The 23,773-nt window shown below is 65.9% G+C and carries 23 protein-coding genes; 17 read left to right on the top strand and 6 right to left on the bottom strand.

What is annotated here, in order from left to right; translation table 11 throughout:
- Positions 1-20 precede the first annotated feature (20 nt).
- The 4 genes from AC3WK8_RS24350 (at position 21) to AC3WK8_RS24335 (ending at position 4,075) form a co-directional block, all read left to right on the top strand.
- The gene (locus tag AC3WK8_RS24350) at positions 21-896 is read left to right on the top strand and encodes a pirin family protein (protein WP_053137284.1); all 876 of its coding nucleotides are present in this window, start codon (positions 21-23) and stop codon (positions 894-896) included.
- Between the two features lie 145 nt (positions 897-1,041).
- The gene (gene ycaC / locus AC3WK8_RS24345; RefSeq protein WP_022639815.1) at positions 1,042-1,668 is read left to right on the top strand and encodes an isochorismate family cysteine hydrolase YcaC; all 627 of its coding nucleotides are present in this window, start codon (positions 1,042-1,044) and stop codon (positions 1,666-1,668) included.
- Positions 1,669-1,927: 259 nt separating this feature from the next.
- Positions 1,928-3,370, top strand: coding sequence for a mechanosensitive ion channel family protein (locus AC3WK8_RS24340; protein ID WP_085600113.1), 1,443 nt, complete (start codon positions 1,928-1,930; stop codon positions 3,368-3,370).
- Positions 3,371-3,634: 264 nt separating this feature from the next.
- A complete protein-coding gene (locus AC3WK8_RS24335; protein ID WP_103326028.1) occupies positions 3,635-4,075 on the top strand; it encodes a carboxymuconolactone decarboxylase family protein in 441 nt (146 codons plus the stop codon).
- Positions 4,076-4,086: 11 nt separating this feature from the next.
- Here the strand turns inward: AC3WK8_RS24335 and AC3WK8_RS24330 are convergent, their stop codons facing one another.
- Entirely contained in the window at positions 4,087-4,851 is a 765-nt protein-coding gene (locus AC3WK8_RS24330) for an AraC family transcriptional regulator (protein WP_085600109.1), read from the bottom strand.
- A 97-nt stretch (positions 4,852-4,948) separates the two neighbouring features.
- On the opposite strand from AC3WK8_RS24330, the gene AC3WK8_RS24325 reads away from it, so the two are divergent.
- The 6 genes from AC3WK8_RS24325 (at position 4,949) to AC3WK8_RS24300 (ending at position 12,113) form a co-directional block, all read left to right on the top strand.
- Complete coding sequence (locus AC3WK8_RS24325; protein WP_103326052.1) at positions 4,949-6,076, top strand: MFS transporter; 1,128 nt, start codon at positions 4,949-4,951, stop codon at positions 6,074-6,076.
- A gap of 97 nt (positions 6,077-6,173) precedes the next feature.
- A complete protein-coding gene (locus AC3WK8_RS24320; RefSeq protein ID WP_103326029.1) occupies positions 6,174-7,085 on the top strand; it encodes a universal stress protein in 912 nt (303 codons plus the stop codon).
- A 153-nt stretch (positions 7,086-7,238) separates the two neighbouring features.
- Positions 7,239-7,622 (top strand): DUF2946 domain-containing protein, encoded by a 384-nt coding sequence (locus AC3WK8_RS24315; protein WP_085600105.1) that lies wholly within the window; start codon positions 7,239-7,241, stop codon positions 7,620-7,622.
- A 118-nt stretch (positions 7,623-7,740) separates the two neighbouring features.
- Entirely contained in the window at positions 7,741-9,909 is a 2,169-nt protein-coding gene (locus AC3WK8_RS24310) for a TonB-dependent receptor (RefSeq protein WP_103326030.1), read from the top strand.
- Between the two features lie 53 nt (positions 9,910-9,962).
- Entirely contained in the window at positions 9,963-11,456 is a 1,494-nt protein-coding gene (locus tag AC3WK8_RS24305) for a PepSY-associated TM helix domain-containing protein (RefSeq protein ID WP_103326031.1), read from the top strand.
- 126 nt (positions 11,457-11,582) lie between these two features.
- Entirely contained in the window at positions 11,583-12,113 is a 531-nt protein-coding gene (locus tag AC3WK8_RS24300) for a DUF3087 family protein (protein WP_207245113.1), read from the top strand.
- Between the two features lies 1 nt (position 12,114).
- Here the strand turns inward: AC3WK8_RS24300 and AC3WK8_RS24295 are convergent, their stop codons facing one another.
- Positions 12,115-14,745, bottom strand: coding sequence for a patatin-like phospholipase domain-containing protein (locus AC3WK8_RS24295; RefSeq protein WP_103326033.1), 2,631 nt, complete (start codon positions 14,743-14,745; stop codon positions 12,115-12,117).
- Positions 14,746-15,058: 313 nt separating this feature from the next.
- Between AC3WK8_RS24295 and AC3WK8_RS24290 the strand changes: the two genes are divergently transcribed.
- Positions 15,059-15,841: a sulfite exporter TauE/SafE family protein gene (locus AC3WK8_RS24290; RefSeq protein WP_085600095.1), complete on the top strand. Its 783-nt coding sequence runs from the start codon at positions 15,059-15,061 to the stop codon at positions 15,839-15,841.
- Between the two features lie 64 nt (positions 15,842-15,905).
- Here the strand turns inward: AC3WK8_RS24290 and pcsA are convergent, their stop codons facing one another.
- Both pcsA and ampC read right to left on the bottom strand, forming a co-directional pair.
- Entirely contained in the window at positions 15,906-16,622 is a 717-nt protein-coding gene (gene pcsA / locus AC3WK8_RS24285) for a phosphatidylcholine synthase (RefSeq protein WP_085600145.1), read from the bottom strand.
- A 304-nt stretch (positions 16,623-16,926) separates the two neighbouring features.
- Positions 16,927-18,099, bottom strand: coding sequence for a class C beta-lactamase (gene ampC / locus AC3WK8_RS24280; protein ID WP_103326034.1), 1,173 nt, complete (start codon positions 18,097-18,099; stop codon positions 16,927-16,929).
- 227 nt (positions 18,100-18,326) lie between these two features.
- Between ampC and AC3WK8_RS24275 the strand changes: the two genes are divergently transcribed.
- The 3 genes from AC3WK8_RS24275 (at position 18,327) to AC3WK8_RS24265 (ending at position 20,841) form a co-directional block, all read left to right on the top strand.
- Complete coding sequence (locus tag AC3WK8_RS24275) at positions 18,327-19,211, top strand: LysR family transcriptional regulator (protein WP_085600091.1); 885 nt, start codon at positions 18,327-18,329, stop codon at positions 19,209-19,211.
- Between the two features lie 140 nt (positions 19,212-19,351).
- The gene (locus AC3WK8_RS24270; RefSeq protein ID WP_085600089.1) at positions 19,352-20,161 is read left to right on the top strand and encodes an AraC family transcriptional regulator; all 810 of its coding nucleotides are present in this window, start codon (positions 19,352-19,354) and stop codon (positions 20,159-20,161) included.
- A gap of 263 nt (positions 20,162-20,424) precedes the next feature.
- The gene (locus tag AC3WK8_RS24265) at positions 20,425-20,841 is read left to right on the top strand and encodes a hypothetical protein (RefSeq protein ID WP_085600087.1); all 417 of its coding nucleotides are present in this window, start codon (positions 20,425-20,427) and stop codon (positions 20,839-20,841) included.
- A 9-nt stretch (positions 20,842-20,850) separates the two neighbouring features.
- Here the strand turns inward: AC3WK8_RS24265 and AC3WK8_RS24260 are convergent, their stop codons facing one another.
- Both AC3WK8_RS24260 and AC3WK8_RS24255 read right to left on the bottom strand, forming a co-directional pair.
- Positions 20,851-21,297 carry a hypothetical protein gene (locus tag AC3WK8_RS24260; protein ID WP_085600085.1) on the bottom strand — a complete coding sequence of 149 codons (447 nt, stop codon included), beginning with the start codon at positions 21,295-21,297 and terminating at the stop codon, positions 20,851-20,853.
- An 87-nt stretch (positions 21,298-21,384) separates the two neighbouring features.
- Positions 21,385-21,960 (bottom strand): helix-turn-helix domain-containing protein, encoded by a 576-nt coding sequence (locus AC3WK8_RS24255; protein ID WP_085600083.1) that lies wholly within the window; start codon positions 21,958-21,960, stop codon positions 21,385-21,387.
- Between the two features lie 154 nt (positions 21,961-22,114).
- Between AC3WK8_RS24255 and AC3WK8_RS24250 the strand changes: the two genes are divergently transcribed.
- The 3 genes from AC3WK8_RS24250 (at position 22,115) to AC3WK8_RS24240 (ending at position 23,744) form a co-directional block, all read left to right on the top strand.
- Complete coding sequence (locus tag AC3WK8_RS24250) at positions 22,115-23,020, top strand: DMT family transporter (RefSeq protein WP_085600081.1); 906 nt, start codon at positions 22,115-22,117, stop codon at positions 23,018-23,020.
- Positions 23,011-23,163: a hypothetical protein gene (locus tag AC3WK8_RS24245; RefSeq protein ID WP_178088053.1), complete on the top strand. Its 153-nt coding sequence runs from the start codon at positions 23,011-23,013 to the stop codon at positions 23,161-23,163. Before AC3WK8_RS24250 ends, AC3WK8_RS24245 begins: the two co-directional genes overlap by 10 nt.
- Positions 23,164-23,243: 80 nt before the next feature.
- The gene (locus tag AC3WK8_RS24240) at positions 23,244-23,744 is read left to right on the top strand and encodes an RNA polymerase sigma factor (protein ID WP_053137336.1); all 501 of its coding nucleotides are present in this window, start codon (positions 23,244-23,246) and stop codon (positions 23,742-23,744) included.
- The last annotated feature ends 29 nt before the right edge of the window (positions 23,745-23,773 follow it).

The following is a 23,773-nucleotide window of genomic DNA, read 5'->3' as shown; positions in this document are numbered from 1 at the left end:
AGAAAGTTCTGGAGGACTACATGAAAAACATCATCGGTATCTACACCAGCCCCAGGCCCCATTGGGTCGGCGACGGGTTTCCGGTCCGCACCCTGTTTTCCTACGACCAGATGGGCCAGCACATCAGTCCGTTCCTGCTGCTCGACCACGCCGGCCCGGCGCAGTTCAGCCCCACCAGCGCCCGGCGCGGAGTCGGCCAGCACCCCCATCGCGGCTTCGAGACGGTGACCATTGTCTACGATGGTGAAGTGGAGCACCGCGACTCCACCGGCAGCGGCGGCAAGATCGGCCCGGGTGACGTGCAGTGGATGACCGCGGCGTCGGGGATCCTCCACGAGGAGTTTCACTCCGCCGATTTCGCCCGCCGTGGCGGCAACCTGGAAATGGTCCAGCTGTGGGTCAACCTGCCGGCCCGGGACAAGCTCGCTGCGCCTGGCTACCAGACCATCCTGGCCAACGACATCCCGCAGCTGCCACTGCCGGGCAACGCCGGCAGCCTGCGCCTGATCGCCGGTCAGTTCGGCGGTCGCCAGGGCCCGGCCCGGACCTTCACCGCGATCGACGTCTGGGACCTGCGCCTGCGGGCCGGCAAGCCCCTGGACCTGGAGCTGCAGGCCGGGCGTAACACGGCCTTGGTAGTGTTGCGCGGCACCTTGCAGGTCAATGGCCAGGAGCGGGTGCGCGAAGGCCAGCTGGTATTGCTGGAGCGCGATGGCGACCTGCTCGGCCTGGAGGCCGACAGCGACGCGATCGTGCTGCTGCTCAGCGGCGAGCCCATCGACGAACCCATCGTCGGCCACGGCCCGTTCGTGATGAACAGCGAAGAGGAGATTCACCAGGCCTTCGTCGATTTCCAATCGGGACGCTTCGGCCAGATGGACGCCGCCGGTCACTGACCGGCAGCGCTTGCGCGACGACCAGGGGCAACTAGGCTCTGCCAGTCGCGCGCTACACCCCGGCGCCCGCCACCTTCGGGTGGTGTGGGCACGGGCTTCACTCAGGCCGGATTGCCCGGCATCGATCATTAGCGAGGACTTCATCATGACTACTGCTTACAAACGCCTGGACAAGGACAACGCTGCCGTTCTGCTGGTAGACCACCAGGCCGGCTTGCTGTCGCTGGTGCGCGATATCGACCCCGATCGCTTCAAGAACAACGTCCTGGCCCTGGGCGACCTGGCCAAGTACTTCAAGCTGCCGACCATCCTAACCACCAGTTTCGAAACCGGCCCCAATGGCCCGCTGGTGCCCGAATTGAAGACGCTGTTCCCCGATGCGCCGTACATCGCCCGTCCTGGCCAGATCAATGCCTGGGACAACGAGGACTTCGTCAAGGCGGTCAAGGCTACCGGCAAGAAGCAACTGATCATCGCCGGCGTGGTGACCGAAGTCTGCGTGGCCTTCCCGGCGCTCTCGGCCCTGGAAGAGGGGTTCGAGGTGTTCGTGGTCACCGATGCCTCCGGTACCTTCAATGAACTGACCCGCGACTCTGCCTGGAACCGCATGTCCGCCGCCGGCGCCCAACTGATGACCTGGTTCGGCCTGGCCTGCGAGCTGCATCGTGACTGGCGCAACGACATCGAGGGCCTGGGCACCTTGTTCTCCAACCACATCCCCGACTACCGCAACCTGATGACCAGCTACAACACCCTGACCCAGGGCAAGTAAGCCGGCCCTGGTAGCCGCTGCCGAGCCCGTGAGGCTGGCAGCACCCGCCATGCGCGGTACCCAGGCTCATCGCCCAGGCAGGTTGGGCAGCTCGTGCCGAACCGGGCGCAGCCTGTGGCAGCGGCTATATCCGATAGGCCTGTGAAGCCGCCGTATCCCGGCGGCTGATCTCTTTCCCTCCATGCCCGGCTTTTGCGGCTATACCTGCTGCATGCCCTTTCGTGCGATCTTGCCGTCCTCGTCTTGCCGGAGCGCCTCGATGTTTTCCCTGTTCACCGACCATCCGTTGTTGGCCGCGTTGTTCCTGCTGTTCCTGGATATCGTGCTCTGGCGGGTGATAGGCGCCCGTGGCGAGTACTGGAAACTGGCGGTGCGGGTGCTGATCTTCTGCCTCTACAGCCTGATGCTGTTCAACCAGGGCATGAACCCCCTGCAAGCTGCGCCCTGGCCGGACGATGTACCGCTGCACCTGGCCGCCACCGGCCTGGAGATCGGCTGGTGGCTGTTCGGCGCGCGGACCCTGACCGTATTGCTGGGCACCCTGATGATGCAGCAGGTCGGTCATACCGGACGGTTGCTGCAGGACTTGATGGGGGCGCTGATCTTCCTGGTCGCCATCATCGCCGCCCTGGCCTATGTGCTGGAACTGCCGGTCAAGGGCGTGCTGGCGACCTCCGGGGCCTTGGCGATCATCGTCGGCCTGGCGTTGCAAAGCACCCTCAGCGACCTGTTTTCCGGGATCGTGCTCAACACCACCAAGCCCTACCAGATCGATGACTGGATCGCCATCGACGGCACCGAGGGACGGGTGCTGGACATCGACTGGCGAGCCACCCGGCTGCAAACCTCCCAGGGCAGCATGGTGGTGATCCCCAACTCCCTGGCCTCCAAGGCCAAGATCACCAACTTCAGCCGGCCCAGCGATGTCCATGGGGTGGCGGTGAGCCTGCAGGTCAGCCCCCATGCCCGGCCGCAGAAGGTCATCGAGGCCCTGGAGCGCGCGACCCTGGGCTGCCGGTTCCTGTTGGCCAGTCCGGCTGCCAGCGTCGCCATGAAAAGCACCAGCAGCACTGGCGCGGAGTACGAGATCAGCGGTTTCGTCGCCAGCATGGGGCAAAAACGCGAAGTGCGTAATCAACTGTTCGACCTGGCGTTCCGTCATCTGCAGGCCAGTGGCGTCAGCCTGTTGTCCAGCAACGAGGCCAGCCAAGCGGCGGGCGCATCCCGACCCCGGGCGCTGCTGGACACCTCGAGCATATTTTCCACCCTGCGCCAGGAAGAGAAGGACACCTTCAGCCAGAACATGCAGTTGCAGACCTTCCGTGCCGGCGAGGTCATCCTGCCGGCTGGCGAGGTCAGCGATCATTTGTTCATCATCGAGTCCGGGGTGGTGTCGGTGACCATGCAGCGCGAAGGCCAGCCGTTCGAGGCCGGGCGCATGGGGCCGGGCGAGGTGATCGGCGAGGCTGGGGTGGTGTCCGAGGAGGCGACCCTGGCGCAGTTCTCGGCCAAGACCTTCTGCAGCCTGTACCGCATCGACAACGAGTTCCTCAAGCCGTGCCTGGATGCCCGCCACGACATCAACGAAGCCATGAAGAACCTGCTGGATTTCCGTCGGCATATGGCCCAGAGCCTGACCCAGGCCCAACCCAAGCCGGTGCTGAAAAAGGGCTTCATGCAATGGCTGCGTAGCCGCACCTGAGGCGCGCCGACAGAGCATCGCGCAACCGCGCCAGTCCCTGTAGCCGTTGCCGAACTGGCGAGGCTACGACCGGGTGCGCAGCGCCCGCTGGCACGCGCTCGCAGGCCTATTGCATAAACCGAGCGGGCGACACGAAGCAGCAGGTCAAGCGGCTACACGAAGCACCGGGCATTGGTCTAGCCAAGTTCCCGGGGATTGGTCATTGGTCACGACCAGGGGCTGGCGTAACGTGGCGGCATCCTCACTGACCCGGAGTTTCCCCTCATGCAACCGCGCCTGGATTTCTATACCGCCTCGCCCGAGGCCCTCAAGGCCATGCTCGCCCTGGAGGCCGCGGTTTCACGGCTGCCACTGGAAAAATCCCTGATCGAGTTGGTCAAGCTGCGAGCGTCCCAGATCAATGGCTGTGCCTTTTGTGTCGACATGCACAGCGTCGATGCCCTCAAGCAAGGAGAGACCGAGCGCCGCCTGTTCGCCGTGGCGGTCTGGCGCGAAAGCCCGTTCTTCACCCCTCGCGAGCGTGCCGCCCTGGCCTGGACCGAAGCCCTGACCCGGCTCGCCGAGACCCAGGCGCCGGACGCCGACTACGAGCAGTTGGCCGGCCAGTTCAGCCCCAGCGAATGCGTCGACCTGACCATGGCGATCTCCACCATCAACAGTTGGAACCGCCTGGCGGTGGGTTTTCGCAAGTTGCCCCAGGCCTGAGGCGCCGAGCCTCACTTGAAGTAGGCGCGAGGCGTGGTACCGGTCATGGCCTTGAAGAAGGCGATGAAGATGCTGTCGCTGGCAAAGCCCAGTTCGAAGGCGCTGTAGCTGATGCTGCGCCCGGTGGCGAGCAATTCGATGGCCCGCATCAGCCGCCATTGCTGGCGCCACTGCTGGTAGCCCAGGCCAGTCTCGCGCTGGAAAATGCGGCCGATGGTCCGGCTGCTGGCGCCCACCCGGGTCGCCAGCACCTGCAGTTCCGGCGGCAGGCTTTGCAGGTCGTCCAGCAGCGGTCGCAGGCGTTTGTCCCGGGGCAGGGGCAAGGACAGCGGTTGGCGCGCGGCCGTAGCGATTTCCTCGAGGCACAGGCCCAGCAGGTGCGGGTAGCGCCCCTGGCTCCAGTCACAATCGAAGGCGGCCTGGGCCATGGGCTCCAGCACCGCATGCAACAGTGGGCTGACCTCGATCACTGCCACCTCCGCAGGCAGCTGTGGGGCCAGTTCGCGGCAGAAGTACAGTGAGCGGTAATCCACGCTTTGCTGCATCTGGGCGCGATGGCGGACGCCGGAGGGTATCCATGCCGCTCGTGAGGGGGGCAGCAGGCACAGGCGGTCGGCCAGGGTGATGCGCGTGCAGCCCTGGCGGGTGTACAGCAACTGGCCGCGCTGGTGCTGGTGCAGGCCGGAGTCATGATCGCCCAGGGTCGCGGCGATGCCGACCACCAGGGTAGTGAAGGCGTCCGGGTCGAAGCGGGCCTGGGGCTCGAGCCATGCCATGGTTGTCTGGTTTCCAATGTTTATTGGCAGGATTTCGATAATACGCCAGTGATGCCTGCCTAGAATCGCCGGCATGTTTTTCTTGCCGAGCAGCCTGATGAATCCCCGTACCTTATTGCCCCTGGCCATGGTCTTGCTGATGTTCGCACCGATTGCCCAGATCCTCTACAGCCCGGCCCTGGCCGATGTCGGCCAGGCCTTCGACGTGCCTGCGGAGCAGGCGGCCCAGAGCCTTTCGGTATTCATCCTGGGTATTGCCCCGGGCGTCGTCTTGTGGGGCCGCCTGAGCGATCGCTGGGGCCGACGCCCGGCCTTGCTGGGCGGCCTGGCCCTGTATGCCCTGGCCCAGTGCCTGGGACTGCTGGCCCGCGACTTCGCTGCCTTTTTGTGCTGCCAGGCCCTGGCCGCCGTGGGCGTGGCGGCATGCTCGGTGGTGACCCAGACCTTGTTGCGGGACCTGTTCCAGGGGCGTGAGCTGGCCCGGGTATTTTCCCTGGTCGGCATGGTGCTGGCGGCCAGCCCGGCCATTGGCCTGTTCGCCGGTTCGGGCCTGACCCAGGCCCTGGGGTATCGCGGAGCCTTGGGCGCGCTGTTGGGGCTGGCCCTGATACTGCTGGCCTGTTGTGTCCGAGCGCTGCCGGAAACCCGTCCGCAGGCCCAGCCCCTGGCGCCCCTGGCCGGGACCCTGTGGCAGATGCTGCGCGATACCGGTATCTGGCGCTCGGCGCTGCTGGTGGCGGCGTTCAACATCGCGTTGCTCAGCTACTACAGCCTGGGTCCCTTCCTGTTCCGCCAACTGGGCCAGGGCGAGCAATGGTTCGGCTACAGCGGCGCGTTACTGGCCCTGGGCTCCGGTTGTGGCGCCTGGTGCAATCGCTGGCTGCTCGGGCGCGGTTGGCAGAGTGCCCGGCTGCTGGTGCTGGCGGCCCTGGCGGTGCTGGCCGGAGGCCTGGGAGTACTGGCCTTGCAACACAGCCTGTGGCTGGTGTTGCCCATGGGCGGCGTGGTGCTGGGTTTCGGCCTGGCGATCCCGAATATCCTCGGTTCGGCCCTGGCGGCCTATAGCGATCGGCTGGGCAGCGCCGGGGCCTTGTTCGGACTGTTCTATTACTTGTTGATCGGTGCCGGATTGCTGCTGGTGGGTTGGGGCCAGGCCCTGGGGGCGAGCCTGTGCCTGTGCGGCGCAATGGCCCTGTTGCTGTGCTTGCCGGGCTTGCGCCGCTAGTCTTGATGGAGAAGCGCTGGCGCCGTTGATGCGTATCAAGGCGTTCGTGGCTGCCAGGCTCGACACTCGAGGCCACTGCCCAACAAGGAGGTGCACCATGAGCCAGTACCAGCGTCTGCTGCTGATCGCCGATCCCCAGCAGCACCAGTCACCCGCCGCCCGCCGGGCCGCCGCCCTGGCCCGGGCCAGTGGCGCCAAGCTGCATGCCCTGGTGTTCGTCGAACCGCCAGCGCGCACTTACCTGTGGGAAGAACACCTGGAGGACAGCGAGCGCCAGGCCTATCTGCAACGCCATGAGCGCTGGCTGCAAGTGGAGGCGCGATGGATGCGCGAGCAGGGGGTGGAAGTCAGCACCCAGGTGGTCTGGAGCACCCAGGTGCTCAAGGACATGCTGGACTACATCGCCGAGTTCCAGCCTGACCTGCTGATCAAGGACGTGACCCTGGAATCGGCGCTCAAGCGGGTCTTCGTCACGCCGCTGGACTGCCACCTGCTGCGTGACGCCCCGGTGCCGGTGCACCTGGTCAACGACGCACCGAACAACCTGCCACGGCGGATCGTCGCGGCGGTGGACCCGGCCCAGTCCGATACCCAGATCAGCGGCCTCAATGCCCAGATCATCCGCACCGCCAATGCCCTGGCCTTGCAGTGCGACGCGCAGTTGCACCTGCTATATGCCCATGACCTGATGCCGATGCTCGACGGCGTGGCGCCGGTGGCTTCCACGGCCTGGAGCGCCAGTTGCCTGGACGAGTTGCGCGATTCCCTGCACAAGGAGTTCGAGCGCCTGGGAGACGCGCACAACGTGCCCCAGGAGTTTCGCCACTTCATCATGGGGCCACCGGTCCCGGGCATCGCCCAGTTCGTCGACGAATACCTGGTGGACGCCGTGGTCATGGGCACCGTGCACCGCAGCGGTTTTGGCCGGCTGATCGGCAGCACCACCGAGCGAGCGCTGTACTCGATGCCGGGTAGCATCCTGGCGGTGAAGTCCCAGGACCGCGAATGACCGCCCGCCAGCGCGGTATCCCTGGCTGGGCGCACGATCCCCGGCGGCTCGTGCCGAGCCGTGCGCAGCCGCCACACGAAGCGCTGGGGGCGTGCTCAGGAAAAATGTAACGGTGATTTTCCACGGCGTTGCCGGCTGTTAACCTTGCGCCCCATGACTCGCACCTCACCCTATCGCCGCCACGTTGCCTGGACGCTGTATTTCTGCGTGCTGTTCAACGTGTTCGTCTGCGGCTTGGGCCATGGCCAGGTGGCCGGGTTGGAGCTCAATGGCGTAGGCGGGCAGTTCTGCTCTGCCCTGGGCAACCAGGGCCCGGCGGTGGACACCGACTTCAGCGACCAGGCAGGTGCCGGCTGGCTCAATACCCTGGTCTGCCCGTTGTGCTCGGCCGTCACCCTGGGCCTGGGGCTGCTGTTCTGCCTGGCCTGGCTGTTGCGTCGCCAGCGCCCGCAACGACCCAAGGTCGCGCAGCATGACAAGGCGCCGCCACGCTATGGCTGGCCGCCCCTCAACCCTCGGGCTCCCCCTCTGAGCTGACCTGGCTCCCCGGCGACCCATCGCGGTCGCCTCCTTGCCGTCCCTGGCCTGTTGCCGTGCGCGCGTTCGCGTGGCCACGGGCGGGCGGCATTCGATGGTTTTTTCCGAGTCCGAGACTATGAAGTACCTGTATCGCTCTCCAAGCTGCGCGGCGCTGTGCTGCGCCCTGTCTTTCAATGCCCTGGCCGAGGGCACGCTGGAACTGCCGCAGATGCGCATCAGCGCCGATGAACAGAAGAAGTTCGGCCTGCAACTCGATACCCAGGGCACCACCGGTTCGCGCCTGGGCCTGACCCCCAGGCAGACCCCGGCGTCGATCAGCGTGGTCGAGCGCCAGCAGATCGAGCAGCGCGGTGCTGCCACGACCCAGGATGTATTGCTGGGGATGCCGGGCATGAACGCCGCTTCGTCGCCGGGTATCCCGGGATTCGTGTCTTATCGTGGCTTCTCCGGGCCGCAGATCACCCAGTTGTTCAATGGCATCAGCGTGCAGTACGACTCCATCGCCGCGCGGCCGGTGGACAGCTGGATCTACGATCGGGTCGAGGCTGTGGGCGGGCCCTCGAGTTTTCTCCATGGCGCCGGGGCCGTGGGTGGTTCCATCAACTACATCACCAAGCTGGCCTCGCGCAGCGAGTCGTTCAACGAAGGGCGGATCAGCTACGGCTCCTACGACAGCCGCGCCCTGTCCCTGGGTTTCAACCACGCCCTCAACGCCGGACCGGGCCCCCGGCACTACGCGCGCCTGGACTTCAACCACAGCACCAGCAACGGCTACATCGACCGCGAGCAACGCGATGCCTGGACCCTGGCCTTTTCCCTGCTGACGGATATCAACGACCAGCTGTCCCACACCCTGGCCTTCGAATACCAGGACGAGCGCGTCGACAGTCCCTACTGGGGAACCCCGGCCCTGGCGCCGCTGGAGGGCAAGATGCAAGTGCAGCGCAGCCGCCGCTTCGAGAACTACAACGTCGACGACGGTCGCTACGAGCAGAGGGTGCGCTGGTTGCGCTCGATCATCGACTACCAGCTCGATGACGCCACCTCGCTGCGCAACACCCTGTACCACTACAACGCCGATCGCGAATACCGCAACGTCGAGAACTACGCCTACAACGCTGACAACTCCCAGGTGATCCGTTCCGGCACCTTGCTCCAGCGCCATGCCCAGGAGCTCAACGGCAATCGCTTCGAACTGCTGCATCAGGGCAATGTGTTCGGCCTGGACAGCCAATGGTCGACGGGCATCGACTACAGCCACAACGTCATGAGCAACTACCCGCTGTCCCTCCCGGGCCCGGGCGACCAGCTCGATCCGGACCGCTTCGAGCCCGGCAGCTTCTGGGACCTGCCCGGAGTGCGCCGCAGCTTCGACAAGAACCGGCGCAACCAGGTGGACACCTGGGCGCTGTTCCTGGAAAACCGCCTGCAACTCAGCGAGCGCTTGTCGTTGCTCAGTGGCCTGCGCCATGACCAGATCGACCTGGAAGTGACCAACTACCGGGCCGTCAACGCGGCCAACCCGGCATTCTTCCAGCGCAAGTACCGGCCTACCACCGGACGCCTGGGGCTGGTCTACGAGCTGACCCCGACGGCCAATGTCTATGTGCAATACAGCACCGCCGCCGATCCGCCCTCTGGGGTCCTCACCACCGCCAGCTATGGCCAGGTGCGCGACTTCGACCTGAGCACCGGCAACCAGTGGGAAATCGGCAGCAAGTTCGACTTCCTCGAAGGGCGCGGCTCGGCCACCCTGGCGGCCTACCGCATCGAACGCAAGAACCTGTCCACCGCCGACCCGGCCAACCCCGGCAATAGCCAGCCGGTGGGCCAGCAGTCTTCCCGCGGGGTCGAGCTGGCGGCGTCGCTGCGGGTCACGCCCAAGCTTCTGGCCGAGGGCAACTTCGCCTATGTCGATGCGCAGTACGACGAGTTCTATGAAAACGTCGGCGGCCGGTCGGTGTCGCGCAAGGGTAACCGTCCCACCAACATTCCCGAGAAGGTGGCCAACCTGTGGTTGACCTACGACCTGGACTCGTCCTGGCAGGTGGGGGCCGACAGCCGCTATGTGTCGTCGATGTACGCCAACGCGGCCAACACCCGCTATGCCCCGGGCTACGCGATCTTCGGCGCCTTCGTCGGCTATCGGGTCGATGCCGATACCCGGGTCACCGCCCGGGTACGCAACCTCACCGACCGGGTGTACGCCCGCAGCACCGCGCCGACCCAACTGTACCTGGGGGCACCGCGGACCTTCGAGCTGGCGCTGCAAACGCGCTTCTGACCTGAACCGGCGGGGCGCCCGAGGGTGTCCCGCGTCGCTGCGAGATCGATGTGATGAAGCGTTACCTGTACCTCTGGCACCGCTGGCTGGGGATCGTCGCCTGCCTGTTCATGGCCCTGTGGTTCATCTCCGGGGCCGTGATGCTGTATGTCGGATATCCCAAGCTGACCCCCGCCGAACACCTGGCTCACCTGCCGCCGCTGGTCCTGGACCAGGAGGGCGCCAGCCTGGAGCGGGTGTTGGCGGCCGCCGACAGCGGGCAAGCGCCGACCAGCCTGCGCCTGCTCACGGTGGCCGGAACCCCGCGTTATGTCCTGGAATATCCCGGAGCGCGCAAGCTGGCGGTGGACGCCCGCAGCGCCCGGCCCATGTCCCCCACCGACTGGCCCCAGGCGCTGGCGGCGGCCCGCCAGTTTGCCCCGGGGGTGGCCGCAAGCGAGCGCGGCGTGGTCGCGCAGGATACCTGGAGCCTGTCCCGGGCCCTGGATGGCGACCGGCCGTTGCATCGGGTGGCGGTGGCCGATGCCGAGGACCGGTTGCTGTACGTTTCCGCCAGCACCGGCGAAGTGGTGCGCGACGCCACCGCCAAGGAACGGGCCTGGAACTGGATCGGTGCCTGGCTGCATTGGCTGTATGCGTTGCGCGGCATCGGCATCGATGGCGCCTGGGGGCCGATCGTCACCTACCTGTCCCTGGGGGCGACGCTGATGGCGGTCCTGGGCCTGGCGGTAGGCCTGTTGCGCTGGCGCTTTGGCCGCACCTATCGCAATGGCTCGCGCTCGCCCTACCAGGGCTTTGCCCGTTGGCATCACCTGGGCGGCTTGCTGTTCGGGGTGCTCGCCATCACCTGGATCTTCAGTGGCTTGATGTCGATGAATCCATGGAAGATCTTCAGCAGCGCTCGGCCGTTGTCGCTGGCGGCGTACCAGGGCGCGGCGCTCGATGCCGCGGCCTTTCCCCTGGATGCGCGCCAGGTCCTGGAGCGCTTTGCCGGCGACGGCCTGCGGGCCCGGGAGCTGGAGTGGCGAATGATTGCCGGCCAGGGCTACGTGATCGGCTACGACGGCGCCGGGCGCACGCGGATCCTGGACATGGCCGCGGACCGGGTGTTGTCGCGGTTCGAGCCCCATACCCTGCAACAGGCGGCCCAGGCCATCAGCCCAGGCCAACCGCTGCAGGTCGAGCAACTGCAGGCCTACGACTTCTACTACTACGCCCGGGAGCCCCAGAGCATGCTCGGCCATCTGCAGCAGCGCTTGCCGGCACTGCGGGTGCGCTTCGACGATCCGGCCCGGACCTGGTTGCACCTGGATCTCTATACCGGCGCCGTGGTGGGCCAGCTGGACCAGCCACGGCGTGCCTCGCGCTGGCTGTTCGCCCTGCTGCACAGTTGGGACTGGCTGCCGCTGCTGGGCAAGCGACCACTGTGGGACCTGTGGATGTTGCTGTTCAGTGCCGGCGGCTTGCTGGTCAGCGTCACCGGTGTGGTGCTGGGCTGGCGGCGCCTGGGGCGCGCATTGCGTCCTCGCCGGCCCCGGGAGCGATAGCGGTGAATACCGACCTGGATCAAGCCGAGGGGATATTTCCGTTTTGTGCGGCGATTTTCGTCACCGCCGTGGCCGCCAGCGGTGATAATGCCCGCCCATTTCCTTGCCAGTGGAGCCCATCGCCCCATGTTCGTCATCACCCCCCAGGACCCTGAGCTCTACCGCCGGCAGACCCGGCGCAGCACCCTGATCATCGCCCTGGTGTTCATTGCCCTGGCCATGCTGTTCTCCAGCGCCGCGGTGGCGCTGTTCGGCCAGGGTGGCGGCGACAACCTGGTCTGGAATGCCACAGGGGTGGGCGTTGGCCTGCTGGTCTGCGCAGCCCTGGTACGCACTGTGTTCTGGCAGCAGCCGTGGATGGCGGCGGCGGTCTATGGCTGGCGCCTCAAGCGCAGCCTGATGCGGGTGACCAACGTCATGCACCAGGTCACCGCCGGGGTGGCCGCCCGTGACCCGGCGGCCCTCAAGCTGTTGCGTTTCTATCACCTGGGGCTGGGCCAGATGCACCAGCTCGATGCCAACTCCAGTGCCCATGGGCAGATGCTCGGCGAGGTGGAGCGGCACTTGGCGCTGCTGGCCGAACAGGGCATCGACCCGCAGCAGGAGCGCCTTCAGGCGCAATGGCTGGAAGCGGTCAAGGCGCACCAGCCACGCTGAGCTAGAGCGCTGCTTCACCATCGAGATAGCGCCACAGGGCCTGGGCTATCTCGTTGGCTTGTCCCTCCTGGCCGAACAGCGTCCGGCCGATCTCCAGGCCCAGTTGCCGGTAGCTCTCGAACTGCGCTTCGTCGAAGAACTGGTCCACGGTGCTCTGGTTGGGAAAGCCCGGGTTGTTGCGGGCGTAATTGCACACATCGGGGGCCAGCCCGGCGATCAGGCGCGGCTTGAGCACCAGGATCCGGCAATGGGGCTGGGCGGCGATGCCGCTCTCGCAGCCAGGCGCATGGGCATGCACATTGAGCAGTAGCGCGCACTGGTGGCTGTCGGCGTCCGGTGGCTGGCGGAACTGCTCCTGGCTGGCGAACACCGTCTTGAGCAGTGGATGCTGGAGCACGCCCGGGTCCTCGCGGATCTCCAGGGCCTGGTCGATACGCGCCAGGCGCACCAGGTTGGCCAGGTCATCGAAGCGGTAGTCCGGATCGCAGCCGCTGTCGCAGGTCACGATCAGTCGTACCTGGCGTTCCTGGCGCAGCAGTTCGTAGGTGGCGGTGTTCTCGAAGTGCCCGCCGTCGGACAGGTATTGGTAATCGCGGCGATGCCCGTGGAAACGCGCCGTCAGCTCGTAGAACAGATAAGCCTGGGTGCTGTAGTAGGTCCAGGGCTTGAGATCCTGGCGCACCCAGTGCTGCTGGCCGGGATCGAGGAAGCGGCTGGGCCACCAGATGCCCAGGCGTACGTTGGCCAGGCCCAGGACCAGCGACATGCCCAGGCTGGTGGCTCGCCCCAGCCCGGTACTGAAGGCCGCGCCGGACACGCCGATCCATCCGCCCAGGCTCAAGGGCAGCATGATCTCCGAGGCCGGGGCCTGTTGCAGGTCGCGGCGGTAGGGCTTGCCGTCCAGGGTGTAGCCTTCGGCCGGGCCGTCGCAGGGGGCGCAGCTACCGTCCAGGGCGGGCGCCCAGTTCGGGGCGATGCACAGCGGCTGGCCCTTGCGATCGCGTTGTACCAGCTGTTCGGCGGGGTCCACCGTGAGGTTCATGGTGACGTTGATCAGGTGCACCGGTCCGGCGCTTGGCGTGGCGTAGTACTGCTGCAACGACAGGTCGTCGCTGGACATCGGTTCGGCCACGCTCAGGTAGGTCCGGCGTTGCTGCGCCGGGCCGTTGAAACGCTGGCCATTGGAGGCGCCGAGGTAGGCCCGGGTCAGCCGGGCGCTATAGAAGGCCTGTAGCGACGAGGTGTTGAGAAAGCCGATGAAGCGGCCGCTGACGCACACCAGCAGCGCCGCCAGCAGGCTCAGTCCCACCAGGCGCCAGGCCGCCGCCGCGTCGTAGGCCACCCTGCCACCGTCGTGGGCCACCCACTGCACCAGCAGGGCCCAGCCCAGGCACAGCAGGGCCAGCAGCAGGCCGCCGGCGATCAGCGCCAGTACATCCAGCGGCAGCTTGCGCATCCAGCCTGGCAACGGTTTCTCGTCCTTGAGCAGCACCAGCCGCCGCACCAGCCACATCACCAGCACCAGCAAGGCCATGGCGCCCAGGGTCCGGTAGGCCTGCAAGTAGCCGTACAGCAGCTCGGCGCCGCTCACCAGCAGGGCGAGGAACACCAGCAACGCCACTGCGGCCATGGCCCGGCCCAGGGCCCGGGTGACCTGCACCCGGTAATTGCGCACGCAGTTCTGGCAGGTGCTGTCCTTGCCCGGATCGCGGTTGTTGGCCAGGTTGCGCACCAGTTGGCGGGTGATCAGCAGTGCATTGCTGCCCACCAGGGCGGCGGCCAGGGCCAGGACGCCCACGCCATGCCACTGGGCCACGCTATCGGCCAGGCCGCCAGCCAGCCACAGGCCGGCGACCAGCGCCAGCAGGCTGCGGTAGGCCGCGTTGTCCAGGCGCGGCGGCTGGTCCAGGTCGCCCCGGGGAATCACCAGCCAATAAGCCACGGCGCAGGGCAGGGCGAAGAGCAACGCGGCCATCAGCGGCCAGAGCAAGAGGCTGCTTTGGCTCAGCACCTGGAACAGGCTCAGCAAGCTGAGCACCAGCACGATCGGCAGGCCGAGCATGGCGTGCAGCGACAACCAGTTGCGCCAGGTCATGGCCAGGGCGTAGAGCATGTCGCCGGCGCCGGTCGGGGTCAGGTAGCGACCGTTTTCCCGCAGCCAGGCCGTAGGCCCCTGGCCGACCGGGCGCTCGGCATAGTCGACGCCGGTGCTGATGCGCCCCGGTGGTTCGAAGCGCAGGGCCTGGTAGGCGTCGCGGGCGGCCTGGCCCACCGGGTCACGGGAGTCCGCAGGGCGCAGGCGGCCGGGCAGGAACAGGCTGGAAAAGAAACTGCCGATGTAACCGCCGCCACTGACCGTGGACAGGTAGTCGAACCGCGACAGCAAGCTGCGTTCCTCGGTGTTGGCCGGAGGCTGTTCGGGGTTGGCCTGATGGGTGTCGGGGGCCGGTGCCCGGGCCAGCGCCTGCAGGACCCCAAGGCCGAAGGTGGCGCTGCGGATGCCGCCGCCGGACAGCGCCAGGCCCCAGTTTTCCAGGGGTGGCTGCTGCTCCGTGGCGGATTGTTGCAAGCTCAGGCGCCTGAAGCGGATGCGTTGCTGTTCGATCTGGTAGGGAGTGTCGGCGGGTGTCATGGGCCTTCCTTGGATACGCAGGGAGCGCTGCGCCGGGCGCCCGGGCAAGCGCCGAGCAGGATACCGGATGCCAGGGCCCGGGTATGCAGCCGGGCCCTGGGACGCCACTTCCGGACCGAGCGTGGCAGCTGGACGATGCATGGTCCGGTGGTGCGCAGGATGCAAGTGGGGCGGGGTTGGCATGCGCAGGGTGCATGGAAAATTCAAGGGCGGTTATAACGTTAGATTTTATTCATATAAATGGTCATAAGCTTTAGCCGCTATGCTGCCGCCAGTTTTTCACCTGGCCGCATGATCTGTAGGGCTTTATTTGATGGATGTGGGTAATTTCGGTTTTGTCGTCGCAGGCCTGATCGTCGGCTTCATCGTGGGTATGACCGGAGTGGGTGGCGGGTCGTTGATGACCCCGATCCTGCTGTGGTTCGGCATCAATCCGGCCACTGCCGTGGGCACCGATTTGCTGTACGCCGCCATCACCAAGTCCGGTGGGGTGCTGGTGCACCAGAAGAACCGCAATATCGACTGGCGCATCACCGCTTGGCTGACCCTGGGCAGCGTGCCGGCGGTGCTGCTGACCTTGTGGTTCCTGAAGAACCTGCATGCCGATCCGCAGTCGCTGAACGCGGTGATCAAGCAAGGCCTGGGCGTGGTCCTGCTGCTGACTGCCCTGGCCATCGTGTTCAAGAAAAATCTCATGGCCTTCGCCCAGCGCCACGGCGGCGACTACAGCCCCAGCGTCGGGGGCCTGAATCTTCTGACCCTGGTCACCGGGTTGATCCTGGGCACCATGGTCGCCCTGACCTCCATCGGCGCCGGGGCCCTGGGTACCGTGGCGCTGTTCCTGCTCTATCCGTTCCTGGCCACCAAGCGCCTGGTGGGCACCGAGATCGCCCATGCCGTGCCCCTGACCCTGGTGGCGGGCCTGGGCCACGCCAGCATGGGCAACATGGACTGGGAGCTCCTGGGGTTCCTGCTGATAGGCTCGCTGCCGGGCATCTGGCTGGGCAGCCACATGACTGGCCGGGTCTCCGACGAACTCCTGCGCCCGTGCCTGGCGGTGATGCTGTTCTCCATCGGCTACAAGCTGGCGTTCTGAGCTTTCGCGCCGGGCCATTCATGCCCGGCGATCATCCGTGCTGGGCGCCAGGTTCTGCGTCGCCTCAAGAAGCCTTGCCCAGCCACTCCTGCGCCGAGCGCCATAGGCAGATCCCGAGGAAGTAGGCCGAAGCGGCCAGCCACAGGCCCATGATCGCCGGGTTGTGCTGCGGGTGGCCGAGGATCAGCAGGGCGCCGCTGAGCAGCCAGACGAAGGTCACGATGATGTTCACCGGCATCCACTTGCGGACCCGGAACGGATGCAGGAACTGCACCCGGGTAGCTGTCAGCAGGGCTAGGACGAAGATGCTCAAGAGGGTGGTCCAGGGGCCCGGCTCGATCAGGTAGAAGCACAGCGCGACTACGTTCCAGGCGGCGGGAAAGCCCTGGAAGTAGTTGTCGTGGCTCTTCATGTTGACGTTGCAGAAACACAATAGCGACGACAGCAGGATCAGCGAGGTGGCCAGCAAGGCGCTGTATTCCGGCAGCGGAATGTAGCGATAGATGAACAGCGCCGGGATGAACACGTAGGTCAGGTAGTCGATCACCAGGTCCAGCACCGAGCCGTCGATGTTGGGCAGTACCGAACTGGTCTTGACCTTGCGGGCCAGGGAACCGTCGACGCCATCCACCAAGAGCGCCACTCCCAGCCACAGCAGGCAGGCCTTGGGCTGGTTGTCGAACAGCGCCAGGGTCGCCAGCAGGGCGCTGACCACTCCGGTAGCGGTGAAGCCATGGGCGCCCCAGGCTTTGATTCTGGCGATTTGCATTGTCGTGATCACGGGGCGTCTCTCCGGCGGCTTGGATTCCTGGCCGGTTGCCTGCAGTACGCTGGCAACCCGGGCCCGGTTGCAGTTATCGACCGGAAAGCGGCGTGGAAGGTTCAGCGTGCAAGCCTGCGCCTGCAAATCTGCGGGTTTGCGGACCTGGTCTTGGCGCAGCCGAGCCGCCGTTGGCCAACCTTGCCTGGGTAAACGGTCGAGGGGTTCATTGAGTCTAGGCGCCCTGGCCAAGGCGACAAGCCAGGCGCCACGTAGCCGTTGCCGGCCCGTGGCGCCTGGCTCGAGGGGCGTCGAGGGGGCGCCCTTAGCGTGGGCTATCCAGGGCGGCGAGGATCTTGTGGGCGGCCTTGATCCGTTCCTCGTTGGGGTAGTTCTTGTTGGCCAGCAGCACGATGCCCACTTGCTGGCCCGGGACGAACAGGACGTAGGCGCCGAAGCCGTTGGTGGAGCCGGTCTTGTTGTACAGCGCGTCGGCCTTGGGCGGCTGGGCCGGGGTCAGCCATTGCACCGGATGCGGCTCCAGGGCCATCGGTGTCGAGTTGCCGGCCATCAGCCGCGCCAGGGACACGGGGTAGGCATAACGCTCCCAGCCCAGGCCCTGGGTCATGTCGCCCACCTGGTAGTAGCCGCTTTGGGTACTGGCCAGGGCCTTTTGCAGGGTGTCGTCGAGCTGCCCCGGTTGCAGGTTGTCGGCAACGAACTGCAGCAGGTCCGGGGCGCTGGTCTTGACCCCGTAGGCTTCGGCGTCCAGGGGGCCGGGCCCGACGCGCACTGGCCGATTCTGCTTGTCGTAGCCCTGGGCGTAGTGCTCCAGCTGGTCCTTGGGCACGTGGAGGTAGCTGTGCTTGAGGGCCAGCTTGGGAAACAGCAAGCCTTCCATCAACTGGTCGAATGGCTGGCCCAGGCTACGGGCGGCCAGGTAGCCGAACAGGCCGATGCTGGGGTTGGAATACTGGCGCTGGGTGCCAGGTTCGAAGCGGGGTTTCCAGGTGTTGTAGTAGTCCAGGGTCTTGGCCTCGCCCTGGACTTCATCGGGGAACTGCAGCGGCAGGCCGCCAGCGGTGTAGGTGGCCAGCTGCAACAGGCTGACGCCGTCGAAGACGCTGCCGCGCAGGGCCGGCAGGTACTGGCTGGCGGGGTCTTGCAGGGCCAGCTTGCCGCTGGCCTGGGCATAACCGCCGAGGGTCGCGGTGAAGGTCTTGCTCACCGAACCCACCTCGAACAGGGTGTCGTTGTCCACCGGTCGCTGATTGTCCTTGGAAGCGATGCCGTAGTTAAAGTAATGTCGCTGGCCGCCAGCGATGATCGCCACCGCCATGCCGGGGATACCCTGCTGGTGCATCAGGGGGCGGATGGTGGCATCCACCGTGGCTTTCAGCGCGTGCTCGGGGCTGGTTTCGGCCAGGGCCTGGGGCGCGAGGACGAGCAGCGCGCAGGCGCTGATCATGGTCAATCCGGTCAAGGTCGTTTGCCGCATGATTATTGGTTTTCCATGTTTTTTAGTGGTGTTGGCCGCAGGCTTCCAAGCGGTCCTGCGGTTTGCATGAGCGGTTTGAACGCTCCGCTGCGCAAGGCCCGTGGATCTTTCCTGGCAGGGAAGGACAGCGTGCAGGTCACACGAGCGACGCCAAATTTAGGCAGTCTGCGTAGGATCGACAAACGACGATATCTCGCGCTAGCCATTAGAAAAACTAAGGCTCTAAGATGCTCAGACCTCATCTACCCCTCAATGCCCTGCGCGCCTTCGAGGCTTCCGCGCGTCACTTGAGCTTCACCCGCGCGGCCATCGAGCTGTGCGTGACCCAGGCTGCCGTCAGCCACCAGGTCAAGAGCCTGGAGGCCCAGCTCAACGTCACCCTGTTCAAGCGCCTGCCCCGGGGGCTGATGCTCACCAGCGAGGGCGAGACGCTGCTGCCGGTGCTGCGCGAATGCTTCGACCGCATCGCCCAGACCCTGGGGCGCTTCGATGGTGGCCACTATCGCGAGGTGCTGACGGTGGGGGCGGTGGGCACCTTCGCCGTGGGCTGGTTGTTGCCACGCCTGGGGGATTTCCAGGCGCGCTTTCCCTATATCGATCTACGCCTGAGCACCAACAACAACCGGGTGGACGTGGCTGCCGAGGGCCTGGACTATGCCATCCGCTTCGGCAGCGGGGCCTGGCACGGCACCGAGGCGTTGCAGTTGATGCAAGCGCCGCTGTCGGTGTTGTGCGTGCCGCAGATCGCCCGCCAGTTGCAGGTCCCGGCGGACTTGCTGGGCCAGACCCTGCTGCGTTCCTATCGCACCGATGAATGGCCGCAGTGGTTCGAGGCCGCAGGCCTCGGGAGCAATACGCTGTTGCCGCAAAGCATCGTCTTCGATTCGTCCCTGGGCATGCTCGAGGCGGCCCTGCAAGGCTTGGGCGTGGCCCTGGCGCCGCCGATGATGTTCGAGCGACAACTGGCCAGCGGCGCGATAGAGCAACCCTTTGCGGTGGGCATCGTCACCGGCAGCTACTGGCTGACCCGCCTGCAATCCCGCACGGAAACCGCGGCCATGAGCACCTTCAAGGGCTGGTTGCTGGAGCAGGTAGCTTGCCATGCCCCGTGAAGTGTCGATTGCGGCCGTCCCTGGACGTGACTCCGGGTTCAGGTTGCTTGGCCAAGTCCCGGGACCTGGGCACAATCACCGGCCTTGCCGCGCAGCACCGCATCGCTGGAGTTATTCGAAGACAAGACGCGAGGACAGGCATGTCGAGGTTCGATCCACCCCGCGAGACTGATGATCCGGACGCCATCCCGCGTCCGGTTTGCGCCTTGCGCATCTCGGCCCAGGAGGAGCGCTGGGAGCGACCCTGGCACAGCCACCGCAAGGCGCAGTTGTTGTTCCCCCTGGCCGGGGTGCTCAGTTGCGAAAGCGCCGAGGGCCTGTGGTTGGCGCCGCCGCAATGCGCCGTATGGATTCCCAGCGCGGTCGCGCACCGGGTCCAGGGGCTGGAGCATGCCCAGGGTTACTGCCTGTTCGTCGAGCCGGAACAGGCCCGGGACCTGCCCGATGCCTGCTGTACCCTGGCGGTCTCACCCTTGTTGCAGGAGCTGTTGCGCCGTTGTGCGCAGTTGCCGCAGCTCTACGACCTGGATGGTGCCCAGGGGCGATTGATGGCGGTGGCCCTGGACGAGCTGGCCGTTGCCCCACGGGAGCAGATCCACCTGCCCATGCCCCGGCATGGGCAACTGCGCCGCCTGGCCCAGCAGATTCTCGAACAGCCGCAGCAGCGCCTGAGCCTGGAGCAGTGGGGCGAGCTGATCGGTCTCAGCGAGCGCAGCCTGAGCCGCTTGATCCTGGCCGAAACCGGCCTGAGTTTCGGGCGCTGGCAGCGCCAGCTGCATATCCTGCTGGGGCTCAAGCAACTGGGGCGTGGCGATTCGGTGGAGCGGGTGGCGCTGACCCTGGGTTATGACAGCGCCAGTGCCTTCATCCGCATGTTCAAGAAGGCCGTGGGCCAGCCGCCCGGGCGTTTTTTCGCCGAGCGCCGCCAGGTCCTGGACAGCGACCTGTAATTTCGCTTCACACCCATTCCTTTAGCCGCCAAGCCTGTGAGGCTGCGCCAAGGCCCGCGGGGCCTGCAGCGCTCGACCGACCAACGGGGATCTGCGAGCGCTACGCACCCGTGCGCAGCCTGCGCCAGCGGCTACACGACGCGGCGGCCTGGCGGCGATCTTTGGCTGGATTGGTCAATAATTTGTCGATCTTGACTGATGCGGACAGATTGTCTCTCGAAGATGATAAGCATTCTTGTTTGAAAGCCATCATGAGGTGTCCCATGTACTTCGATCACCAGCATTTTCCCCTGGTCTGGATGCGTCACGCCGCCCCCGTTCCGGGCCTTGAAACCGACCCCTTCGTGCAACTCGAGCAACTCATGGAGCGCGGCCATGCCTTCGTCTTGTTGAGCGAGGGCATGCCCGATCCGCAAGAGCGCGCCAGCGAGCAGAGCCTGGCCTTGCTCAAGCAGGGATCGTTGTGGATGAAGCGCCACAAGGCGGCGCTGCGGCGTTGGATCAAGGCGATGATCGTGGTCGCCCCGGAGCCCGAGGCCCAGGCCGGGGTCGAGGCCTTTGCCGGCAATTACGAGAAGTTCTGGGGGTATCCGCTGTTGCACTGCGCATCGCCATTGGCGGCGGCGCACCTGGCCCAGCGCCTGCTCACCCCGTCACGCAACAACCAGCACAACTGGTAGGGGCGGTTATCACTCGTGCTGGTGGCCGGGCCAGGTTTCTGTCGGGAAGTAGGCTTCCAGGCCCGGCTCCAGGTGCTCGATCCCGGCCTTGATCCAGTAGCAGGTCAGGCGCGAGTAGTTGTCCAGGTCGCCGCGCACCAGGCAGGTGGAACTGTGCCCCGGCCAGCTGAAGCGCAACACTTCGGCCTCGCCCATCACGGCCCGCTCCACCTTGCCGATGGCCGTGGTGGTCTGGCCATTGAGGGTCTTGACCAGGGTCAGGGCCTGGTTTTCGAAGCGGATCACCGCCGTGCCCGAATAAGTCGGGCCACCGTCGGGCTCCTTGCCGATGAACAGGTAATGCCCGGGCACCAGGCTGTAGTAGATATGCGGTTCGGGAGCCTGGGCGGCGTGGGCGGCCAGGCTGCCCAGCAACACCCCGAGAAGCGTGGTGACCAGGCGCGGTAGAAGTGGCATAGGGGCTCGATCCTGTAGGGAGAGGGGCATGATTCCAGACTCGACGGCACAGATAAATACCTGTGCCGTGGGACTGGGTTGCGCTGATCAGGGATGTTCCATCACCACCAGGGCCAGGGTGTCCGGTTCCAGTGCTTCGAACAGATGCGGGGTACTGGCGCTGTACTTGATGTAGTCGCCGGGCTCCAGGCGCAGCGGCTGTTCCAGCGGACCGGCCAGCGCTCGTCCGCGGCACAGCAAGACATGTTCAACCGTGCCCGGTGGATGGGCGCTGGACTGTCGAGGCCGGCCGGGCTGGGCGAGCACCCGGTACAGGTTGCGCTGCGCCCCGGGTGGGCAGTTGTCCAGCAGCGTGGCGGCATAGGGCGCATCTTCGGCGTGCACGGTCACGCCTTCGCGCGCGCGGATCACCTTCAATTGCGGGGCGGGCTGTTCCAGGAACTTGGTGACTTGCAGGCCCATGGCCATGGCCAGGGCCCACAGTGTCTCGATGCCGGGATTGCCCACCCCGCCTTCCAGTTGCGACAGGGTGGACTTCGCCACCCCGGCGCGCTTGGCCAGTTCCGAGACCGACAACCCGGCGTTCAGGCGTTCGCGCTTGATGGCGTGGGCCAGCAGGCCGATGGGGGAGAGTTCGTTCATTTCGTTCGTTTTATCGTTCATGTCGTCTATTAAATCATCCTTGAAGTGCTTGACGGGCATAATTCGCTCTGTTCATTATGCCGATCTATCGTTCGTTTTAATGAATATTGCTCGCCGTGCCCCGGAGTTTCTCATACCGGGTCGCGCCCGGGCGCCTGCCAACAGGAAGCACAGGATGCAGACCAAGACTCGCGGAACCCTGGAAATGCTCGCGGCCATGGCCATCTCCGGCACCGTGGGCTGGCTGGTGGTGGGCTCGGGACAGGCGCCCTGGGTCGTGGTGTTCTGGCGCTGTGTGTTCGGCGCCCTGGCGATGTTGCTGGCTTGCGCCGGCCTGGGCCTGTTGCGAGGCTCGCGCTTGAGCGGGCGCCAGGTGGCGCTGATCGCCCTGGGCGGTTGCGCGCTGATGCTCAACTGGGTGTTGTTGTTCAGCGCCTACAGCCAGGCGTCGATCGCCGTGGCCACCGTGGTCTACAACACCCAGCCGTTCATGCTGGTGGGCCTTGGGGCATTGCTGTTCGGTGAGCGCCTGACGCCGGGCAAGCTCGGCTGGCTGGCCCTGGCCTTCGCCGGAATGCTGTTCATCGTCGGTGCCCGGCCTGCCTCGGCAATGGTCGGCGGCGACTACCTGCTTGGAATCCTCCTGGCCCTGGGCGCGGCCTTCTTCTATGCCATCGCCGCGGCTACTACCAAGCATCTGCGCGAAGTCCCGGCGCCGTTGATCGTGCTGCTACAGATGCTGCTCGGCATGCTGCTCAGCGCGCCTTTCGCCTTGGGTTCGCTACCAGCGCCCGCCGGCGAGGCCTGGTTCTACCTGGTGACCATCGGCGTGGTCCACACCGGCTTGATGTCGACCTTGCTCTATGGCGCCATCCAGCGGCTGTCCACGGTGCTGGTGGGGGCCCTGTCGTTTATCTATCCACTGGTGGCGGTGCTGGTGGACTGGCTGGTCTTCGGCCATCGCCTGGGTTGGCTGCAGGTCCTGGGCGGCGCGGCCATCCTGCTGGCCGCCGCCGGGCTCAATCTTGGCTGGAGCCTGCGCTTGCGCAGCGTCCGCGAAGGCCGGGCGACATGGGACTGAGCCTGCGCCTGCTGGACTTTCCCTATGCCCAGGCGTGGCAGTTGCTGCACTGCCTGGCCCACCTGCAACCGTGCCTGGGGGATTGGCTGGTGGCCGGGCAAACCCACCTGTTCATCGAACCGCCAAGGTTCTATAGCCGCTAGGAGGCGAGCGGTCGGCAAGTCCATTGCCGGCATTAATGCGAAGCATTACTATTCACGCCCCACCTTTCCAGCGCATCGCGATGACAGCCAAGCCGCCCCGCAGACCAGGCTTTTTCGAGCATTACGAAGAGTTGATCGGTACCTGGACCCGGCGCTTGCGCAATCGCCAGCAGGCCGAGGACCTGGCCCACGACACCTTCGTCCGGGTGCTGGAGTCCGACGCCGCCAGCGTGCAACAGCCGCGGGCCTACCTGCACCAGACCGCGCGCAATATCGCCGTGGATGCTTTTCGCCGTGAAGACCGGCGCGCCGGCCTGGAAGAACACCAGGCCCAGCTTGGCGTGTCGCCCAGCGGCGATCCTGAACATTTCATGCATGCGTTGCAGTTGGCCGCGTCCGTCGAGCGGGCGCTGGGCGAATTGCCGGTGAACTGCCGCAAGGTGTTCGTCTGGCAGAAGATCGAGGGCCTGACCCAGGCCGAGATCGCCGAGCGCCTGGGGCTGTCAAAAAACATGGTGGAAAAGTATATGATCCGCACCCTGCGGCACCTGCGCGAGCGCCTGGATGGGCCGCTGCCATGAGTCGCAAGGTTTCTTCACCCTCTGCCAAA

The sequence above is a fragment of the Pseudomonas sp. FW507-12TSA genome (genome assembly GCF_058781435.1).
Note: the sequence above shows the minus strand (reverse complement) of the source record. Positions and strands in the feature narration are given on the sequence as shown.

What these genes read in the sequence shown, in the direction of transcription:
- AC3WK8_RS24350 (WP_053137284.1), top strand. Translation starts at nt 21, where the DNA reads ATGAAAAACATCATCGGTATCTACACCAGCCCCAGGCCCCATTGGGTC.
- ycaC (WP_022639815.1), top strand. Translation starts at nt 1,042, where the DNA reads ATGACTACTGCTTACAAACGCCTGGACAAGGACAACGCTGCCGTTCTG.
- AC3WK8_RS24340 (WP_085600113.1), top strand. Translation starts at nt 1,928, where the DNA reads ATGTTTTCCCTGTTCACCGACCATCCGTTGTTGGCCGCGTTGTTCCTG.
- AC3WK8_RS24335 (WP_103326028.1), top strand. Translation starts at nt 3,635, where the DNA reads ATGCAACCGCGCCTGGATTTCTATACCGCCTCGCCCGAGGCCCTCAAG.
- AC3WK8_RS24330 (WP_085600109.1), bottom strand. Translation starts at nt 4,851, where the DNA reads ATGGCATGGCTCGAGCCCCAGGCCCGCTTCGACCCGGACGCCTTCACT.
- AC3WK8_RS24325 (WP_103326052.1), top strand. Translation starts at nt 4,949, where the DNA reads ATGAATCCCCGTACCTTATTGCCCCTGGCCATGGTCTTGCTGATGTTC.
- AC3WK8_RS24320 (WP_103326029.1), top strand. Translation starts at nt 6,174, where the DNA reads ATGAGCCAGTACCAGCGTCTGCTGCTGATCGCCGATCCCCAGCAGCAC.
- AC3WK8_RS24315 (WP_085600105.1), top strand. Translation starts at nt 7,239, where the DNA reads ATGACTCGCACCTCACCCTATCGCCGCCACGTTGCCTGGACGCTGTAT.
- AC3WK8_RS24310 (WP_103326030.1), top strand. Translation starts at nt 7,741, where the DNA reads ATGAAGTACCTGTATCGCTCTCCAAGCTGCGCGGCGCTGTGCTGCGCC.
- AC3WK8_RS24305 (WP_103326031.1), top strand. Translation starts at nt 9,963, where the DNA reads ATGAAGCGTTACCTGTACCTCTGGCACCGCTGGCTGGGGATCGTCGCC.
- AC3WK8_RS24300 (WP_207245113.1), top strand. Translation starts at nt 11,583, where the DNA reads ATGTTCGTCATCACCCCCCAGGACCCTGAGCTCTACCGCCGGCAGACC.
- AC3WK8_RS24295 (WP_103326033.1), bottom strand. Translation starts at nt 14,745, where the DNA reads ATGACACCCGCCGACACTCCCTACCAGATCGAACAGCAACGCATCCGC.
- AC3WK8_RS24290 (WP_085600095.1), top strand. Translation starts at nt 15,059, where the DNA reads ATGGATGTGGGTAATTTCGGTTTTGTCGTCGCAGGCCTGATCGTCGGC.
- ampC (WP_103326034.1), bottom strand. Translation starts at nt 18,099, where the DNA reads ATGCGGCAAACGACCTTGACCGGATTGACCATGATCAGCGCCTGCGCG.
- AC3WK8_RS24275 (WP_085600091.1), top strand. Translation starts at nt 18,327, where the DNA reads ATGCTCAGACCTCATCTACCCCTCAATGCCCTGCGCGCCTTCGAGGCT.
- AC3WK8_RS24270 (WP_085600089.1), top strand. Translation starts at nt 19,352, where the DNA reads ATGTCGAGGTTCGATCCACCCCGCGAGACTGATGATCCGGACGCCATC.
- AC3WK8_RS24265 (WP_085600087.1), top strand. Translation starts at nt 20,425, where the DNA reads ATGTACTTCGATCACCAGCATTTTCCCCTGGTCTGGATGCGTCACGCC.
- AC3WK8_RS24260 (WP_085600085.1), bottom strand. Translation starts at nt 21,297, where the DNA reads ATGCCACTTCTACCGCGCCTGGTCACCACGCTTCTCGGGGTGTTGCTG.
- AC3WK8_RS24255 (WP_085600083.1), bottom strand. Translation starts at nt 21,960, where the DNA reads ATGAACGATAAAACGAACGAAATGAACGAACTCTCCCCCATCGGCCTG.
- AC3WK8_RS24250 (WP_085600081.1), top strand. Translation starts at nt 22,115, where the DNA reads ATGCAGACCAAGACTCGCGGAACCCTGGAAATGCTCGCGGCCATGGCC.
- AC3WK8_RS24245 (WP_178088053.1), top strand. Translation starts at nt 23,011, where the DNA reads ATGGGACTGAGCCTGCGCCTGCTGGACTTTCCCTATGCCCAGGCGTGG.
- AC3WK8_RS24240 (WP_053137336.1), top strand. Translation starts at nt 23,244, where the DNA reads ATGACAGCCAAGCCGCCCCGCAGACCAGGCTTTTTCGAGCATTACGAA.